Genomic DNA, 18226 nt, shown 5'->3' with positions numbered 1-18226 from the left:
AGTTCGTCTGGCCATTCAAGCTATAAGAGCTAGTGGGATCATAGGAGGTCAGCGAATTCATCCGTGCTGCATGACGTCCATGGCGGACGGCGTCGCGGCCGCCAAGGAGATCAAGCCCTCGAGAGCCTTGCCAGAGAAAGCATAGGGCCGCAATATGGCCGCGCCCCTCCCACACCATCAGCATGTGGATCTACTTGCTGAAATAGACCCTGCCAGTTTGGTTATCCACGATCTTCCAGGGGCGTTTGTCGAGAAGACGCGAGAACTCTCGAAGCCCATACGTTTGAACGCCGAATGCTTTCTCCTCAGCCGTAGGCGCATCCGGGTACTCATTTGTTGGCCCCAGCTTCACCCGGAACGCGTCGGTCGTTCCGGTTGGGTCGTTGCTACCCATGTCGTGAATCTCGTCAACGATGCTCTTTGGAACATCGATTTCAAGTCGATATGGTGAAGATTTACCCTGGATCGGAGGATTGTTTCGGTCAGTGTAAAACCACTTGTGCTGCTCAAAAGAACTTCCACCCTGCCTCAACTCGCCAGAACTCTTGATATCGTCGGCCTCCGCTTTCGACATCAGACGCATTACCGTGCCGCCATCAGATGATCGCCCTGTCGGTACTTCATCCACTAAGGCTTTGACCGTGCTCTCAATCCTGGCAACGTGACTAAGTTTGTCATTTATTTTTTTTGCGACTTCCTCAAGCGCGAAGCTAAACTGGCTCGACAAGTCACCGTACCGAGCTGCCATATCGTTGAACCGACTTCTGTGTTTCGATATATCTTCAATGAGGCGGCTTTTTTCGCCGTCAGTTGGTTCTTTCTTCAAGAGCTCTTTTTTCTCAACTAGCGCGCCCTTCTCACGACGTCCCTCTTCCTTCAGCCGCTCCAACGGATCCAACATAAGGGATAGGCGGCTAACGTCGCTATCGAACCCGAGCCGCTTGTCTCGGTTATACGTATCAATTTTCTCAACGCGCTCTCGCGCCAGCTCCACCTTGAAGAATCCCCTCTCGTCATACACATTGGTATCGACGCCATGCGCCCCGATTTCCCCGTCCGGGTTGCCTCCCTTGAGGCCGGGAAGGTTCTTCGCATTCCGCCACTGGCCCACCTCCACATCGTTATCGAATATGTATTCGAGGTGGACAGCCCTTACCCTGTTGGAGCCGTCCGGCGAAACGACGTTCCAGATCGGCCGCTGCGGCGTGGTTTTCGCCCTATCGGGAGCAAGCCGATACAGATTGCCTTCCAACTCCGCGTAATGCGCAGCGGTGGCAGGGTCCCAGAGCATGCCAGAGGCGGTTCGCTGCAACATGGCAGGTCGCGTCGCGACTTCGTAGCCCTCGAGCTTCTTCGCAACCCGAACAACATCGAGCGATCGGATCGTGGATATGGAGGGGACAGGCTTTGGAGCCGCTTTCCCGGGTACTTTCACCCTAGCGATTTTCAGCGCCTTGGCATCAGGAGCAAACCCAAGATCCCGCAGTGCGGTCAGGCTCTGGTTCACCTGCACTTGCAGTGGACGAGAAATCCCCTCCAATGGGATCGTCCGGGAAGTCACGCGTGCATCGTCCAAGGCGGAGTAGGAGACGACCTTGCGAACACCCCCAGCCTTGCCCTTGCCTTCCGCAAAGGGCGCGGCATCGAGCGCGAGGCCCAAGATTCCGCCCACCACTTGCGCGGTATCGTCTTTGGCGATGCCCTCGGCGATAGTGATGCCGGGTCCAACTAAAGGAACCATCGACACCACCGCCATCCCGAACCGCTCGTGGTCACCCGTGCGAAGGCCGTCCCCCATGTTATAGGCGGCCCCGACCACCGGCAGGGAGTTGATGATCTGCTCCAAGTTTGCGGTCTCGACGCCTTCTGCAAAGCCAATAACGTTCGAGAGGATAGGCATGTTATCCAGCCAGTGCCTGATATTCGTCCCCCTTTCTGAGTCGTGCTCCTTCACGCGCGCCAAAATCCAGTTGACGCTATTTACGATAGGACCGACGAAGGGATCGATAACGCGAGGGGGATGTTTCTTCGCTATCTCACGGACGGCCTCGGCCGTCCGTGCGTCGCTCTCCTCCTTCTGCGCGCTCTTCACAAGTTCAGCCAGTATTGCCTCGATGGCTGCATCAGTCTGCGGAACCTTATCGATGGTGCGCAGCCGAAGGCGAGCCGCTGCGCTGAAGTACGGGGCATCGAATCGGCCCTCAGTCCGGAAGGTCGACTCGGCTTTTTTGAGTTTGCGAGCAACGGATGGGACATGGATCTCCGCACCGTTGTCCGCAATAAGTGCAGCATCGTTAATTGGCGTCTGTTTGCTCCGATCGAGAAACGTATCGAGCATGCTCTTGCCGGTCGTCTTTAACGGTTGGATGAGTTGGGCGGCACTCAGCCCCGTCTCCTCCATCAGGATTTCGAGCGTAACGGCACGCTCGTCGAAGTGCGGCGGCCCACTGTATTCGATGAGGACATCGTTGAGATAGCTGCACAAATCGGCGAACCGTTCTTCCGGAGTATTGCCGGCTAGGGCAATGCCTCGTGTTTTGGCGAGATTGATTCCGAGGAGCACTCGCGGATCGATTAGGGTTCCGTCTACCTGCTGCCAATCGTTGACGAGCGCCATAAAGGCTCGATAGACGTCGGCTTCTGTGGCATAAGGTTCCGGGGCTGGATTGCCCCGCGCAAGCGCCGAAGCCTTGAGCACGCTGGCCATGGCATTCTCCATGCGGCCAATCGGATATTGGTAGTCCAGCCCGCGCTCGTCCAGGAATTTCTCGACTGCTTCGAGTCGGTCACTTGCGCTCAATCGGGCATAGGCGGGGATGTTCAAGAGCGAGGGCTCCTCCGCCAGCTGTGAGACGCTCTTGCCGACAGCGTTGACGAGTGCGTTGCCGTCGAAATAAACCTTGTCTTGTAGCTCGTGCTCAGGGAGAGAAGGCCGCTCGAACATGCGGCGCCTGAGTGCCTCGCCCTCGAGCACGGGGTTGAACTGGTTGAGCGCGATACCGCCCTCCACCGTTATCTCCCGGGTCGACGGCGAGATCTTCACGCGAGCGGCGCAGTAAAGCAGTGCAGCGAGTTCGGATAGTCGCTGTCGCTTCGTTTCGTTATCGACCACTCGCGAAATTTCGAGGGGTAGCGACCGTGCTCGCTCGCCGCTCGCATCCAACAACCGTTCGACGAATCCTTCGGCAACGGCGAAACCAAGCTCGCCATGCTGTGTGACAGCCGCAGCCAGCAGCGCCTGAGTCGCTGTCTGAATCGCTGATAGAGTGCCCCATGCGGGCGACTCCTTGTCGATCGTCAGAAAGACAAACCGATCGGTCTTGGCGGGGGCCGCGGCTTCTTCTTTGTTCCGGACCGAGTCCACTACCGCCGCAATCGCTCGCGCGAGGACAGGGCCGATGATAAGAGGGTCCGCCACACTAACGAACCGCTTCGTGCGCTGTTGTCTTGCCTCGTCGAGAAGCGCCGTCTTCATCCTCGCGTCGTTCTCAATAATCCGCAAAGAGTCCGGCGCATCAGCATGATCAGAGAAGTGACGAGCGGCGGCCTGCTCGCCCTCCTCCTGTTGCACTTGCGTCGAACCGGACGATTGTTCACCGGTTTCGAGTGCGTTGACTGGGGCAATTTGTGATGGCGTGATTCTCATTCGAAGCTCAATTTAATGCGCGCGGCCATCCAAAGCTTTCATTGCCGGCGCGCGGCCCATTTACTTGCAGTTGCGCCCACGTACGATAGATGAGTGACATCGGGGCTTCTAACGAGAACCAGGTCTTTCTTTCGATTTCCCTTCGTAAAAACGACGCGTGAGTCAGCACCCGCTTCGCCTTCCAGAAGCGTAAAAAAAAACCGCCCAGCCTCGCGACTGAGCGGTTTCGCCGTGGAATCGGCCGAGCGGCATACGCCGCCGCGGCTTACTCCGTCGGATGCTGCTGCTGCGGCTCCTCGACAGGCGTCTCGGGTGTGCCGAACTCGAACGCTTCTTCGGCCGCGATCTGATCGTAACGCTCACGATCGGACGCTTCCTTGATCTTGCGCGCCTTATGGAACGCAAGGCCCGTACCGGCCGGAATCAGACGACCGACGATGACGTTCTCCTTCAGACCGCGCAGGTCGTCGCGCTTGCCCATGATCGCCGCCTCGGTCAGCACGCGCGTCGTTTCCTGGAACGATGCCGCCGAGATGAACGAATCCGTCGAGAGCGACGCCTTCGTGATACCGAGCAGCACGTTCTCGTACGTGGCCGGACGCTTGTCTTCCGCCGTCATCCGGTCGTTCTCGTCGAGCATGTCGGAACGCTCGACTTGTTCGCCCGGGATGAAGCGCGTATCGCCGTTGTCGACGATTTGCACACGGCGCAGCATCTGACGCACGATGACTTCGATGTGCTTGTCGTTGATCTTCACGCCCTGCAGACGGTACACGTCCTGCACTTCGTCCACGATGTAGCGCGAGAGCGCCTCGACGCCCTGCAGACGCAGGATGTCGTGCGGGTCGGCCGGACCGTCGACGATCATTTCGCCCTTGTTGACGACCTGACCGTCGTGGACCAGGACCTGCTTTTCCTTCGCGATCAGGAACTCGTGCTGGTTGCCTTCGAGGTCCGTGATGACGAGCCGCTGCTTGCCCTTCGTGTCCTTGCCGAACGACACGGTGCCCGTGACTTCCGCGAGAATGCCGGCGTCTTTCGGCGAACGCGCTTCGAAGAGCTCGGCCACACGCGGCAGACCGCCGGTAATGTCACGCGTCTTCTGCGATTCCGTCGGAATACGCGCAAGCACTTCACCGACCTGCACCTGCTGGCCGTCCTTCACCGTGATCAGCGCGCCGACCTGGAAGCCGATCTGCACTGCGTGCTCGGTGCCGGGGATCTTCACTTCCTCGCCGTTCGCGTCGAGCAGCTTCACCTGCGGACGCACGCTCTTGCCCGCTTGCGAGCCGCGGCGCTTCGCATCGATGACGACGAGCGTCGAAAGACCCGTGACGTCGTCGATCTGCTTGGCGACCGTGACGCCTTCCTCGACGTTCTCGAACTTCACCGTACCGCCGTACTCGGTGATGATCGGACGGGTCAACGGATCCCACGTCGCGAGCTGCGTGCCGGCCTTGATCTGCGCACCGTCGAGCTGCAACAGCGTCGCGCCGTAAGGCACCTTGTGACGCTCGCGCTCGCGGCCGTGATCGTCGGCGATCATCGCTTCGCCCGAACGCGAGATGACGATCTGCTCGCCCTTCGCGTTCGTCACGTAGCGCATCGACGACGTGAAGCGCACCGTACCGTTGCTCTTCGCTTCCACCGACGACGCAACAGCCGCACGCGACGCCGCGCCACCGATGTGGAACGTACGCATCGTGAGCTGCGTGCCCGGTTCGCCGATCGACTGCGCCGCGATCACGCCGACCGCTTCGCCGACGTTCACGAGCGAGCCGCGGCCGAGGTCGCGGCCGTAGCAAGACGCGCACAAGCCATAGCGCGTTTCGCAGGTGAGCGGCGTGCGCACGCGCACTTCGTCGATGCCGAGGCGCTCGATCTCTTCGACGGCCACTTCGTCGAGCAGCGTGCCCGCTTCGTAAAGCGTCTCCTGCGTCTCGGGGTTGACGACGTCCGCCACAGCCACGCGGCCGAGGATCCGGTCGCGCAGCGCTTCGACGACTTCACCGCCCTCGACGAGCGCCTTCATCGCGACGCCGTTGCTCGTGCCGCAATCGTCTTCGGTGACGACGAGGTCCTGCGTCACGTCGACGAGACGACGCGTGAGGTAGCCCGAGTTCGCCGTCTTCAGCGCCGTATCGGCCAGGCCCTTACGCGCGCCGTGCGTCGAGATGAAGTACTGCAGCACGTTCAGGCCTTCGCGGAAGTTCGCCGTGATCGGCGTCTCGATGATCGAGCCGTCCGGCTTCGCCATCAGACCGCGCATCCCGGCGAGCTGACGGATCTGCACGGCGGAACCGCGCGCGCCCGAGTCGGCCATCATGTAAATCGAGTTGAACGACTCCTGACGCACCTCATTGCCGTCGCGATCGGTAACGGGTTCCGTCGAGAGCTGCTCCATCATGGCCTTGCCGACCGCTTCCGACGTGGCCGACCAGATGTCGACGACGTTGTTGTAGCGTTCTTGCGCGGTGACGAGACCCGACATGTACTGACGGTCGTACTCCTTCACCTTCTTCGCCGCGTCCCCGACGATCACTTCCTTCTGCGGCGGCACGAGCATGTCGTCGACGCAGATCGAGATACCGGCGCGCGTCGCCAGGCGGAAGCCCGACTGCATCAGCTGGTCGGCAAAGATCACAGTCTCACGCAGACCGCAACGGCGGAACGCCGTGTTGATGAGGCGCGAGATTTCCTTCTTCTTGAGCGGCTTGTTGAGCACCGAGAACGGCAGGCCCGGCGGCAGGATCTCCGAGAGGATCGCGCGGCCGACCGTCGTCGGATAGAGCGTGATCTTCGGCACGAACTTCGGCGCGCCTTCGGACGTATCCTCGTTCGCCACCATTTCGGTGATCCGGACGTTCACGCGCGAAGCGAGCTCGACTTCCTTGTTCTCATACGCGCGCAGAACTTCCGACACGCCCGTGAAGGACATGCCTTCGCCCTTGCCGTTGACGGCTTCGCGCGTCGCGTAGTAGAGGCCGAGCACGATATCCTGCGACGGCACGATCGACGGATCGCCGTTGGCCGGGAACAGGACGTTGTTCGACGCGAGCATCAGCGTGCGCGCTTCCATCTGCGCTTCGAGCGACAGCGGCACGTGCACGGCCATCTGGTCGCCGTCGAAGTCGGCGTTGAACGCCGCGCAAACGAGCGGGTGCAGCTGAATGGCCTTGCCTTCGATCAGCACGGGCTCGAACGCCTGAATGCCGAGACGGTGCAGCGTCGGCGCGCGGTTCAGCATCACCGGGTGCTCGCGGATCACCTCTTCGAGGATGTCCCACACGACCGGCGTCTGGTTCTCGACTTCCTTCTTCGCGGCCTTGATCGTCGTCGCCACGCCCATCACTTCGAGCTTGTTGAAGATGAACGGCTTGAAGAGCTCGAGCGCCATCAGTTTCGGCAGGCCGCACTGATGCAGCTTCAGCGTCGGGCCGACCACGATAACGGAACGGCCCGAGTAGTCGACACGCTTACCGAGCAGGTTCTGACGGAAGCGACCGCCCTTGCCCTTGATCATGTCGGCGAGCGACTTCAGCGGACGCTTGTTCGCACCCGTCATCGCCTTGCCGCGACGGCCGTTGTCGAGCAGCGAGTCGACAGCTTCCTGCAGCATCCGCTTTTCGTTGCGGACGATGATTTCAGGCGCCTTCAGCTCGAGCAGGCGCTTCAACCGGTTGTTACGGTTGATCACGCGGCGATAGAGGTCGTTCAAGTCCGACGTCGCGAACCGGCCGCCGTCGAGCGGCACGAGCGGACGCAGTTCGGGCGGCAGCACCGGCAGCACCTCGAGCACCATCCACTCGGGCTTGATGCCCGAGCGCTGGAATGCTTCGAGAACCTTCAGGCGCTTCGCGAACTTCTTGATCTTCGCCTCGGAGCCCGTGTTCTTGAGCTCGGTGCGAAGCTGCTCGACCTGCTCGTCGATATTGATCGCGCGCAGCAGTTCGCGCACGCCTTCCGCGCCCATCTCGGCACGGAATTCGTCGCCGTATTCCTCGACCTTGTTGTAGTAATCCTCTTCGGTCATGATCTGACGCGCCTTCAGCGGCGTCATGCCCGGATCGATCACCACATACGCTTCGAAATAAAGCACGCGCTCGATGTCGCGCAGCGTCATGTCGAGCACCATGCCGAGACGCGACGGCAGCGACTTCAGGAACCAGATGTGCGCAACCGGCGAGGCGAGCTCGATATGGCCCATGCGCTCACGGCGCACCTTCGCGAGCGTCACTTCGACGCCGCACTTCTCGCAGATCACGCCACGGTGCTTGAGCCGCTTGTACTTGCCGCACAAGCACTCGTAGTCCTTGATCGGGCCGAAGATCTTCGCGCAGAACAAGCCGTCGCGCTCGGGCTTGAACGTGCGGTAGTTGATCGTCTCGGGCTTCTTCACTTCACCGAACGACCACGAACGAATCTTGTCGGGCGAGGCAAGACCGATCTTGATCGCGTCGAAAACTTCTTCTTGTTGGACTTGCTTGAATAGATCGAGCAAAGCTTTCATCGCTTTTCTCCAATAGTCCTATTAGTTCCGGTCCAGGTCGATATCGATACCGAGCGACCGGATTTCCTTCACCAGCACGTTGAACGACTCGGGCATGCCGGCGTCGATCACGTGGTCGCCCTTCACCAGGTTCTCGTAGACCTTGGTCCGGCCCGTCACGTCGTCCGACTTGACCGTCAGCATTTCCTGCAGCACATACGACGCACCGTACGCTTCGAGCGCCCAGACTTCCATCTCACCGAAGCGCTGACCGCCGAACTGCGCCTTACCGCCCAGCGGCTGCTGAGTCACGAGCGAGTATGGACCGGTCGAACGGGCGTGCATCTTGTCGTCCACCAAGTGGTGCAGCTTCAGGTAGTGCATGTAGCCGACCGTCACCGAGCGCTCGAATGCCTCGCCCGTGCGGCCGTCATAGAGGCGCACCTGGTTCTTCGACTTCGTCATGCCGAGTTGCTGGGCAACGTCGTCCGGGAACGCGAGGTCGAGCATCTTCGACATCTCGTGCTCCGTCGCACCGTCGAACACCGGCGTCGCGAACGGCACGCCTTCGCGCAGGTTCTTCGCGAGCTCGATGATGTCGTCGTCGGAGAAGGCGTCGAGTTCCTCTGCACGGCCCGACTCGTTATAGAGCTTGGTCAGGAAGACGCGCAGCTCTTCGACCTTCGCCTGACGCTGCAGCATCTCGCCGATGCGCCAGCCGAGACCCTTCGCCGCCCAGCCGAGATGCACTTCGAGCACCTGACCGACGTTCATCCGCGACGGCACGCCGAGCGGGTTCAGCACGACATCGGCGGGACGGCCGTCGGCCATGTACGGCATGTCTTCGATCGGCACGATCTTCGACACGACGCCCTTGTTGCCGTGACGGCCCGCCATCTTGTCGCCAGGCTGCAGACGGCGCTTCACCGCGAGGTACACCTTCACCATCTTCAGCACGCCCGGCGGCAACTCGTCGCCCTGCGTGAGCTTCTTGCGCTTCTCTTCGAACGCGAGATCGAACTGGTGACGCTTCTGCTCGAGCGAATCCTTGATCGCTTCGAGCTGAGCGGCCGCGTCTTCGTCGGCGAGACGAATATCGAACCAGTGGTAGTGGTCGAGATCCTCGAGGTACGCCTGATCGATCTTGGTGCCCTTCGCGAGCTTCTTCGGACCGCCGTTCGCGACCTTGCCGACGAGCATGCGTGCCAGACGGTGGAACGCGTCGCCCTCGACGATGCGAAGCTGGTCGTTGAGGTCCAGGCGGTAGCGCTTCAGCTCATCGTCAATGATCTGCTGAGCGCGCTTATCGCGCTGAATGCCTTCGCGCGTGAACACCTGGACGTCGATCACGGTGCCGCTCATGCCCGACGGCACGCGCAGCGACGTATCCTTCACGTCCGAGGCCTTCTCGCCGAAGATCGCACGCAAGAGCTTCTCTTCCGGCGTGAGCTGCGTTTCGCCCTTCGGCGTCACCTTGCCGACGAGCACGTCGCCCGCCTCGACTTCGGCACCAATGTAGACGATGCCGGACTCGTCGAGACGCGAGAGCTGCACTTCCGCGAGGTTCGAGATGTCGCGCGTGATTTCCTCGGGTCCGAGCTTCGTGTCGCGAGCGACGACGTTGAGCTCTTCGATGTGGATCGACGTATAACGATCGTCGGCTACTACCTTCTCGGAGATCAGAATCGAGTCCTCGAAGTTGTAGCCGTTCCAGGGCATGAACGCGACCAGCATGTTCTGGCCGAGCGCGAGCTCGCCGAGATCCGTCGATGCGCCGTCGGCGAGCACGTCACCGCGCGCGACGCGGTCCCCGACCTTCACGATCGGACGCTGGTTGATGTTCGTGTTCTGGTTCGAACGCGTGTACTTGATCAGGTTGTAGATGTCGACACCGACTTCACCGGCAACCGCTTCATCGTCGTTCACGCGAATGACGATACGGCCCGCGTCGACATAGTCGACCTGACCGCCGCGCAGCGCCTGCACCGTCGTACCCGAGTCGACCGCCACCGTGCGCTCGATGCCCGTGCCGACGACCGGCTTTTCGGGACGCAGACACGGCACTGCCTGCCGCTGCATGTTCGAGCCCATCAGCGCGCGGTTCGCGTCGTCGTGCTCGAGGAACGGAATCAACGAAGCCGCGACCGAGACGATCTGCGACGGCGCGACGTCCATGTACTGGATGCGATCCGGCGTGACCATCAGCGTTTCGCCCGCTTCACGCGACGAAACCAGTTCGTCCGTCAGCGTGCCGTCGTCGGCCACCGCCGCGTTTGCCTGCGCGATCACGTAGCGCCCTTCTTCGATCGCCGAGAGGTAATCGATCTGGTTCGTGACCTTGCCGTCCTCGACCTTCCGGTACGGCGTCTCGAGGAAGCCGTACTCGTTCAGGTGCGCATAAAGCGCGAGCGAGTTGATGAGACCGATGTTCGGACCTTCCGGCGTTTCGATCGGGCACACACGGCCGTAGTGCGTCGGGTGCACGTCGCGCACCTCGAAGCCCGCGCGCTCGCGCGTGAGACCGCCCGGACCCAGCGCGGAGACGCGGCGCTTGTGCGTGATCTCGGAGAGCGGGTTCGTCTGGTCCATGAACTGCGAGAGCTGCGACGAGCCGAAGAACTCGCGGATCGCCGACGAAATCGGCTTCGAGTTGATCAGATCGTGCGGCATCAGGTTCTCGCTCTCGGCCTGGCCGAGGCGCTCCTTGACCGCGCGCTCGACGCGCACGAGGCCCGCGCGGAACTGGTTCTCCGCGAGCTCGCCGACACAGCGCACGCGCCGGTTGCCGAGGTGGTCGATGTCGTCGACCTCGCCCTTGCCGTTGCGCAGCTCGACGAGGATCTTGATCGCCGCGAGGATGTCGTCGTCGTTCAGCGTCATCGGGCCCGTGATCTCTTCACGGCCCACGCGACGGTTGAACTTCATACGGCCGACCTTCGAGAGATCGTAAGCCTCTTCGCTGTAGAAGAGACGATTGAAGAGCGCTTCGACCGCTTCTTCCGTCGGCGGCTCGCCCGGACGCATCATCCGGTAGATCGCGATACGCGCGGCCGTCTTGTCGGCCGTCTCGTCGATACGCAGCGTCGACGAAATGTACGCGCCTTGATCCAGATCGTTCGTGTAGAGCGTCTGGATGTCCTTGACCTTCGCCTCGCGCAGCTTTTGCAGCGTGCTTTCGGTGATCTCGTCGTTCGCGTTCGCGATCACTTCGCCCGTCTCGCTATCGATCACGTTCTTCGCGAGCACGCGGCCGATCAGATAGTCCTCGGGCACCGAGATGTACTTGGTCTTCGCGTTCTCGAGGTCGCGAATGTGCTTCGCATTGATCCGCTTGTCCTTCTGGACGATGACCTTGCCGTCGCGATCGGTGATGTCGAAGCGCGCGACTTCACCGCGCAGACGCTCGGGCACGAACTCCATCTGCGCGCCTTCGCCCATCAGCGCGAAGTTGTCGAAGACGAAGAAGTTCGCGAGGATCTGCTCGGGCGTGAGGCCAATCGCCTTCAAGAGGATCGTGACCGGCATCTTGCGGCGACGGTCGACGCGGAAATAGAGAACGTCCTTCGGGTCGAACTCGAAGTCGAGCCACGAGCCGCGATACGGAATGATCCGCGCGGAAAACAGCAGCTTGCCCGAGCTGTGCGTCTTGCCCTTGTCGTGCTCGAAGAACACGCCCGGCGAACGGTGCAGCTGCGAGACGATGACACGCTCGGTACCGTTGATGACGAACGAGCCGGTCGGCGTCATGAGCGGAATTTCGCCCATGTAGACTTCCTGCTCCTTCACTTCCTTGACGACAGGCTTGCTCGGCGACTCTTTGTCGAGGATGACGAGGCGCACCTTGGCGCGCAGCGCCGAGCAATAAGTGAGGCCGCGCTGCTGGCATTCCTTGATGTTGAACGCAGGTGCCGACAGGGCATAGCTCACGAACTCGAGGCGCGCGAAGCCATTGTGCGAAACGATCGGGAAAACGGAGGTAAACGCCGCCTGCAAACCTTCGGGCTTGCGTTGTGAAGCGAGCACTTCCGCTTGCAGAAACGTGCTGAATGATTCAAGCTGGGTGGCCAGCAGGAAAGGTACTTGGTGAACGATGGGGCGCTTCGCGAAACTCTTGCGAATACGCTTCTTCTCGGTGAAGGAATATTGCATACGATCTCCGAATCACGGCGGGCATTGTCGAGGCGTGTGGCCAAGATTTGAGAACCCGAGTGTTCACCGACTGAGACCCGATGGCCGTCCTAAGGCTTGAACGAGCCTAGAAGCTTGGTGGTTGGCCGCTACCAACCGCTGGCTGACGGCAACGGAGCCTGCTGCTTTTGAATACTGCGTTCCGTTGCCCGACCAAACTTGCCTTCTGCAGTCGCTTCAGAAGACAAAGAAAAATGCCGATCGAGCTGGCCTACGCGCGGCCGATGGGCAATTTTCTTTGGCCTCTGGGGCCCAGGTCGCGGCGCTCGCACGTCGCAAAACATAGTCCCCACAAAGCACAAAAAGGCCGGCGGTGGAAATACCGCCAGCCTTCGCACAGCGCGCAGGATCTTACTTGATCTCTGCCTTCGCGCCGGCGTCTTCGAGCTTCTTCTTCGCTTCTTCGGCGGCAGCCTTCGGCACCGCTTCCTTGACGGGCTTCGGTGCACCGTCGACGAGGTCCTTCGCTTCCTTCAGGCCCAGGCCCGTCAGTTCGCGAACGGCCTTGATGACGGAAACCTTGTTCGCGCCGGCTTCGAGCAGGTTGACCGTGAATTCGGTCTGCTCTTCCGCCGCCGCGGCCGCGCCGCCGCCAGCACCCGCCGGGCCCGCCACTGCCACGGCAGCGGCCGACACGCCAAACTTCTCTTCGAACGCCTTGACGAGCTCGTTCAGTTCCAGCACCGACATCGCGCCAACGGCTTCGAGGATGTCTTCTTTTGCGATTGCCATTTGAAATACTCCTAAATTGAATTCGGATACAGCCAGCGATCAGTTACGCCCGGCCGCCGTCCCTCATGCGTGGCCTGAGCAAGCTCAGGCGGCTTCGCCCTGCTTCTTCTCGGCGAGCGCGGCAAGCGCGCGCGCAAAGCCCGAAACAGGCGCCTGCATGACGAACAGCAGCTTCGAGAGCAGTTCCTCGCGGCTCGGGATGTTGGCGAGCGCTTGCACGCCAGCCTTGTCCATCACCTTGCCTTCGTAGGAACCGGCCTTGATGATCAACTTGTCATTGCCCTTGCTGAAGTCGTTGACGACTTTGGCCGCGGCAATGGCATCTTCGGAGATGCCGTAGATCAGAGGACCGGTCATCTGCTCAGCCAGCGGAGCAAACGGGGTACCTTCGACGGCGCGACGCGCCAGCGTGTTCTTCAACACGCGCAGGTACACCTGCTGCTCGCGCGCTTTCGCGCGCAGCTTCGTCAGATCGCCAACCGTGATTCCACGATACTCGGCCAGCACCATGGACTGGGCTTTCGCGACCTGCGCGGAAACCTCAGCCACGACGGCCTGCTTATCTTCCTTGTTGAGTGGCACGGTCAACCTCCAAATTCGACACACGCGGTGCGATTGCTTCAATCGAACCTTGCGTGCCGCGTTCAACAACGGCGTCCGAGGTGTTAGGAGTATTTCGACCGTCCGCCTTCGCATCGCTGCAGCCGGCGGCCGGCTTCATCACTGCAAAACTGTTCGGGTTCGCCATCTGCGTTGGCTTTGGGATTAAGGAAATGCCCAACTGCTGCACTTCCGCCAACGGTCTTTGACAACCGGCCGAGAGAGGCGAACTTCCGCTTCCCGCGACCGCCCAAAGCACTTAAATATCGCGCCGGCTACCGGCTGTTCCAACTCCCTGAGTGGCCTTGCCTGCCGGCGCGATAGATTCTTTACTACCTTGCTCTATTCCGCGGTGACTGCTTACTGCGCGGCGAGCGATGCTTGATCGACGCGTACGCCGACACCCATCGTGCTCGACACCGCGATCTTGCGCAGGTACACGCCCTTGCTCGACGCCGGCTTCGCCTTTTGCAGCGCTTCGACGAGCGCCGACAGGTTCGTGCGCAGCGCGCTCGGCTCGAACGAGGCACGGCCGATCGTGGCGTGGATAATCCCTGCCTTGTCGACGCGGAACTGCACCTGACCGGCCTTCGCGTTCTTCACTGCCGTCGCGACGTCGGGCGTTACGGTGCCGACCTTCGGGTTCGGCATCAGGCCGCGCGGACCGAGGATCTGACCGAGCGTGCCGACCACGCGCATCGTGTCGGGCGACGCGATCACCACGTCGAAGTTCAGGTTGCCGCCCTTGATCTGCTCGGCGAGGTCTTCCATACCGACGATCTCCGCACCGGCGGCGCGGGCCTGCTCGGCCTTTTCGCCTTGCGCGAAGACGGCGACTCGCACCGATTTGCCGGTACCGGCCGGCAGCACGACGGAGCCGCGCACGACCTGATCCGACTTCTTCGCATCGATGCCGAGCTGCACGGCCACGTCGATCGATTCATCGAACTTCGCCGTCGCGCATTCCTTGACGAGCACGAGGGCTTCCTCGATCGGGTAGAGCTTCTGACGATCGACCTTGCTTGCGAATGCCTGCAAACGCTTCGAAACCTTAGCCATTTACACGCCCTCCACGGTGATGCCCATCGAGCGGGCGCTGCCGGCGATCGTACGGACCGCGGCATCCAAGTCGGCTGCCGTGAGATCCGGCATCTTCGTCTTGGCGATTTCTTCTGCCTGAGCGCGCGTGATCTTGCCGACCTTGTCGGTATGCGGCTTGCTCGAGCCCTTGTCGACCTTCGCGGCCTTCTTGATCAGCACCGTGGCCGGCGGCGTCTTCAGAATGAACGTGAAGCTCTTGTCGGCGAACGCGGTGATGACGACGGGGACGGGCAGACCCGGCTCCATCGACTGGGTCTGCGCGTTGAACGCCTTGCAGAACTCCATGATGTTCAGGCCGCGCTGGCCCAGTGCCGGACCGACCGGCGGCGACGGGTTGGCTTTACCTGCAGGAATCTGCAGCTTGATAAAGCCGACAATTTTCTTTGCCATTTGGACAACCTCGTTGGAACGCGTGGGCGTTCGGTGAGTGATAACGCGCGTTCGTCGCTTCGATGCTGGCGGCTACTGACGCTCCTCAACGGTCATTGAGCGGACCGTAAGCGCTGAAGGGGCTGCCCGCGGGCGGGCAATCCCCATGAAGCTCGATTACAGCTTTTCGACCTGCCCGAATTCCAACTCGACGGGCGTGGCGCGACCAAAAATGGTGACGGAAACGCGGACGCGCGACTTCTCGTAGTTGACCTCTTCGACGCTGCCGTTGAAGTCCGTGAACGGGCCGTCTTTGACGCGCACCATTTCGCCGACCTCGAACAATGTCTTCGGACGCGGTTTCTCCACGCCCTCTTGCATCTGCGACATGATCTTTTCGACTTCCCGCGGGGAAATCGGGCTCGGGCGATTGCGCGCCCCGCCGACGAAGCCCGTGACCTTGGCCGTGTTTTTCACGAGGTGCCAGGTTTCGTCGGTCATTTCCATCTCGACGAGCACATAGCCGGGGAAGAAGCGGCGTTCCGTCACCGATTTGTGACCGCCCTTCACTTCGACGACCTCTTCGGTCGGAACGAGAATCTGGCCGAACTTGTCTTGCATGCCGGCGCGTTCGATGCGCTCCTGAAGCGCGCGTTGCACGCTCTTCTCCATGCCGGAGTAGGCGTGCACGACGTACCAACGTTTGCCGCTCGGGGATGCCGGAGTATCGCCGCTCATATCATTTCCAACCCAGAATCGCCGAGAAAATGACCCATTCGATGGACTTATCGCTAACCCAAAGAAAGACCGCCATTGCGAGCACGAAGCCGAAGACCACGAGCGTGGTCTGCGTCGCTTCTTTGCGAGTCGGCCAGACGACCTTGCGAACTTCTTTGTAGGAGTCCTTGGCGAAAGCGATGAAGCTCTTACCGGGGGAGGAGAACAGACCGACCACAACACCCGCGGCGATGCCGACCACCAAGGCCGCACCGCGCACATACCATTCCTGGCCACTCAGCCAGAAGAAAGCAACGAATCCGGCCAAGAAAAGCAGTACGCCCGCGATAAGCATCAATTTGTCGCTGGAAGTATCCACAGCTTCGACGGAAGGATTCGCCATAACACCTTATTTGCGCCTACTACGCGCAGAAAGTTGGCAGGGGCAGAGGGAATCGAACCCCCAACCTTCGGTTTTGGAGACCGACGCTCTGCCAGTTGAGCTATACCCCTAAACCATTTGGGGTTGGCTTGCCGCCAACCCCGAAACCACTGATCAACGAGACGGGACTGGCTTACTCGATGATCTTCGCGACGACACCGGCGCCGACGGTACGGCCGCCTTCACGGATAGCGAAGCGCAGACCTTCTTCCATCGCGATCGGCGCAATCAGCTTCACCGTGATCGACACGTTGTCGCCCGGCATCACCATTTCCTTGTCCTTCGGCAACTCGATCGAGCCCGTCACGTCCGTCGTACGGAAGTAGAACTGCGGCCGGTAGTTGTTGAAGAACGGCGTGTGACGACCGCCTTCGTCCTTCGACAGCACGTACACCTCGGCCGTGAAGTGCGTGTGCGGCGTGATCGAGCCCGGCTTGGCCAGCACTTGACCGCGCTCCACTTCCTCGCGCTTCGTGCCACGCAGCAGGATACCCACGTTGTCGCCCGCTTGACCCTGGTCCAGCAGCTTGCGGAACATTTCCACGCCCGTGCACGTCGTCTTCGCCGTCGCCCGGATCCCCACGATCTCGATTTCGTCGCCGACCTTCACGATGCCGCGCTCCACGCGACCCGTCACCACCGTGCCGCGCCCCGAGATCGAGAACACGTCTTCCACCGGCATCAGGAACGTGCCATCCACCGCGCGCTCCGGCGTCGGAATGTACGAATCCAGCGCGTCGGCCAGGCTCATGATCGCCTGCTCGCCCAGCTCGCCCTTGTCGCCTTCGAGCGCCAGCTTAGCCGAGCCCTTCACGATCGGCGTGTCGTCGCCCGGGAAGTCGTACTTCGACAGCAGCTCGCGCACTTCCATTTCCACCAGCTCGAGCAGCTCCGCGTCATCGACCATGTCGCACTTGTTCAGGAACACGATGATGTACGGCACCCCGACCTGGCGCGCCAGCAGAATGTGCTCGCGCGTTTGCGGCATCGGGCCGTCCGCGGCCGAGCACACCAGGATCGCGCCGTCCATCTGCGCCGCGCCCGTGATCATGTTCTTCACGTAGTCCGCGTGCCCCGGGCAGTCCACGTGCGCGTAGTGACGGTTGGCCGTCTCGTACTCCACGTGCGCCGTGTTGATCGTGATGCCGCGCGCCTTTTCTTCCGGCGCCGCGTCGATCTGGTCGTACGCCTTCGCTTCGCCGCCGAACTTTTGCGACAGAATCGTCGTGATCGCCGCCGTCAGCGTCGTCTTGCCATGATCCACGTGACCGATCGTGCCGACGTTCACGTGCGGCTTGGTCCGCTCAAACTTGCCTTTAGCCATGTTCGACTCCTAAGAGGATTTACCGTATGTTGCGCCGCACGCAAACTATCACTGACACTCTCTGGTGCCCATGGGCAGGATCGAACTGCCGACCTCTCCCTTACCAAGGGAGTGCTCTACCACTGAGCCACATGGGCAGGTACTTCTTGGCATTGGAGCGGGTGAAGGGAATCGAACCCTCGTCGTAAGCTTGGAAGGCTTCTGCTCTACCATTGAGCTACACCCGCTTGGGCCATGCGATTCCTGCCACTCACCATTGCATTCTGGTGGAGGGGGTTGGATTCGAACCAACGTAGGCGTAAGCCAACAGATTTACAGTCTGCCCCCTTTAGCCACTCGGGCACCCCTCCGCAGAGAACGGACGATTATGACGGTGACCACCGACTATGTCAAGCATAGTGCAGCCAAGCCATCTCTCGACGCCCTCACTTATACCTATTTTGGTGCGCTAAAGCACAAACCCCCGCGAGCGAGAGCTGGCGGGGGTTTGATGGGGGTTGGGGAGCCTGACGATTACCTACTTTCACACGGGGATCCGCACTATCATCGGCGTGGAGTCGTTTCACGGTCCTGTTCGGGATGGGAAGGGGTGGTACCAACTCGCTATGGTCATCAGGC

Annotated in this window: 10 protein-coding genes, 4 tRNA genes and 1 rRNA gene; all 15 read right to left on the bottom strand. The window is 61.1% G+C overall.

Annotated features, from left to right (window positions below; genetic code table 11):
• Positions 1–190: 190 nt before the first annotated feature.
• The 15 genes from C9I57_RS23445 to rrf all read right to left on the bottom strand — a co-directional run bounded on the left by C9I57_RS23445 (position 191) and on the right by rrf (position 18225).
• Complete coding sequence (locus C9I57_RS23445) at positions 191–3646, bottom strand: hypothetical protein (RefSeq protein WP_107153023.1); 3456 nt, start codon at positions 3644–3646, stop codon at positions 191–193.
• Positions 3647–3911: 265 nt separating this feature from the next.
• Complete coding sequence (gene rpoC, locus C9I57_RS23440) at positions 3912–8156, bottom strand: DNA-directed RNA polymerase subunit beta' (RefSeq protein ID WP_107153022.1); 4245 nt, start codon at positions 8154–8156, stop codon at positions 3912–3914.
• Positions 8157–8177: 21 nt separating this feature from the next.
• Positions 8178–12284 (bottom strand): DNA-directed RNA polymerase subunit beta, encoded by a 4107-nt coding sequence (gene rpoB, locus C9I57_RS23435; protein ID WP_107153021.1) that lies wholly within the window; start codon positions 12282–12284, stop codon positions 8178–8180.
• Between the two features lie 390 nt (positions 12285–12674).
• Positions 12675–13055, bottom strand: coding sequence for a 50S ribosomal protein L7/L12 (rplL, locus tag C9I57_RS23430; protein ID WP_018442862.1), 381 nt, complete (start codon positions 13053–13055; stop codon positions 12675–12677).
• 84 nt (positions 13056–13139) lie between these two features.
• On the bottom strand, positions 13140–13637 hold the full coding sequence (gene rplJ / locus C9I57_RS23425; protein WP_026230078.1) for a 50S ribosomal protein L10: 498 nt from the start codon (positions 13635–13637) through the stop codon (positions 13140–13142).
• Between the two features lie 378 nt (positions 13638–14015).
• Positions 14016–14714: a 50S ribosomal protein L1 gene (gene rplA / locus C9I57_RS23420; RefSeq protein ID WP_107153020.1), complete on the bottom strand. Its 699-nt coding sequence runs from the start codon at positions 14712–14714 to the stop codon at positions 14016–14018.
• Complete coding sequence (rplK, locus tag C9I57_RS23415) at positions 14715–15146, bottom strand: 50S ribosomal protein L11 (protein ID WP_107153019.1); 432 nt, start codon at positions 15144–15146, stop codon at positions 14715–14717.
• A 156-nt stretch (positions 15147–15302) separates the two neighbouring features.
• A complete protein-coding gene (nusG, locus tag C9I57_RS23410; RefSeq protein WP_018442866.1) occupies positions 15303–15863 on the bottom strand; it encodes a transcription termination/antitermination protein NusG in 561 nt (186 codons plus the stop codon).
• A 1-nt stretch (position 15864) separates the two neighbouring features.
• Positions 15865–16245: a preprotein translocase subunit SecE gene (gene secE / locus C9I57_RS23405; RefSeq protein WP_107153018.1), complete on the bottom strand. Its 381-nt coding sequence runs from the start codon at positions 16243–16245 to the stop codon at positions 15865–15867.
• 34 nt (positions 16246–16279) lie between these two features.
• Positions 16280–16355 (bottom strand) — tRNA-Trp (locus tag C9I57_RS23400).
• Between the two features lie 62 nt (positions 16356–16417).
• Positions 16418–17608 carry an elongation factor Tu gene (gene tuf / locus C9I57_RS23395; RefSeq protein WP_107153017.1) on the bottom strand — a complete coding sequence of 397 codons (1191 nt, stop codon included), beginning with the start codon at positions 17606–17608 and terminating at the stop codon, positions 16418–16420.
• Positions 17609–17670: 62 nt separating this feature from the next.
• Positions 17671–17745 (bottom strand) — tRNA-Thr (locus C9I57_RS23390).
• A 16-nt stretch (positions 17746–17761) separates the two neighbouring features.
• Positions 17762–17835, bottom strand: a tRNA-Gly gene (locus C9I57_RS23385).
• A 37-nt stretch (positions 17836–17872) separates the two neighbouring features.
• Positions 17873–17958: transfer RNA gene (locus tag C9I57_RS23380), tRNA-Tyr, on the bottom strand.
• 154 nt (positions 17959–18112) lie between these two features.
• Positions 18113–18225: ribosomal RNA gene (gene rrf / locus C9I57_RS23375) — 5S ribosomal RNA — on the bottom strand.
• Position 18226: the final 1 nt, after the last annotated feature.

This window comes from Trinickia symbiotica (assembly GCF_003028655.1).
In the GTDB taxonomy this organism is placed as follows: Bacteria; Pseudomonadota; Gammaproteobacteria; order Burkholderiales; family Burkholderiaceae; genus Trinickia; species Trinickia symbiotica_A.
This window is presented reverse-complemented; position numbering and strand designations above follow the sequence as displayed.

Coding starts and splice junctions, on each gene's coding strand:
- C9I57_RS23445 (WP_107153023.1), bottom strand. CDS start 3,646: ATGAGAATCACGCCATCACAAATTGCCCCAGTCAACGCACTCGAAACC.
- rpoC (WP_107153022.1), bottom strand. CDS start 8,156: ATGAAAGCTTTGCTCGATCTATTCAAGCAAGTCCAACAAGAAGAAGTT.
- rpoB (WP_107153021.1), bottom strand. CDS start 12,284: ATGCAATATTCCTTCACCGAGAAGAAGCGTATTCGCAAGAGTTTCGCG.
- rplL (WP_018442862.1), bottom strand. CDS start 13,055: ATGGCAATCGCAAAAGAAGACATCCTCGAAGCCGTTGGCGCGATGTCG.
- rplA (WP_107153020.1), bottom strand. CDS start 14,714: ATGGCTAAGGTTTCGAAGCGTTTGCAGGCATTCGCAAGCAAGGTCGAT.
- rplK (WP_107153019.1), bottom strand. CDS start 15,146: ATGGCAAAGAAAATTGTCGGCTTTATCAAGCTGCAGATTCCTGCAGGT.
- nusG (WP_018442866.1), bottom strand. CDS start 15,863: ATGAGCGGCGATACTCCGGCATCCCCGAGCGGCAAACGTTGGTACGTC.
- secE (WP_107153018.1), bottom strand. CDS start 16,245: ATGGCGAATCCTTCCGTCGAAGCTGTGGATACTTCCAGCGACAAATTG.
- tuf (WP_107153017.1), bottom strand. CDS start 17,608: ATGGCTAAAGGCAAGTTTGAGCGGACCAAGCCGCACGTGAACGTCGGC.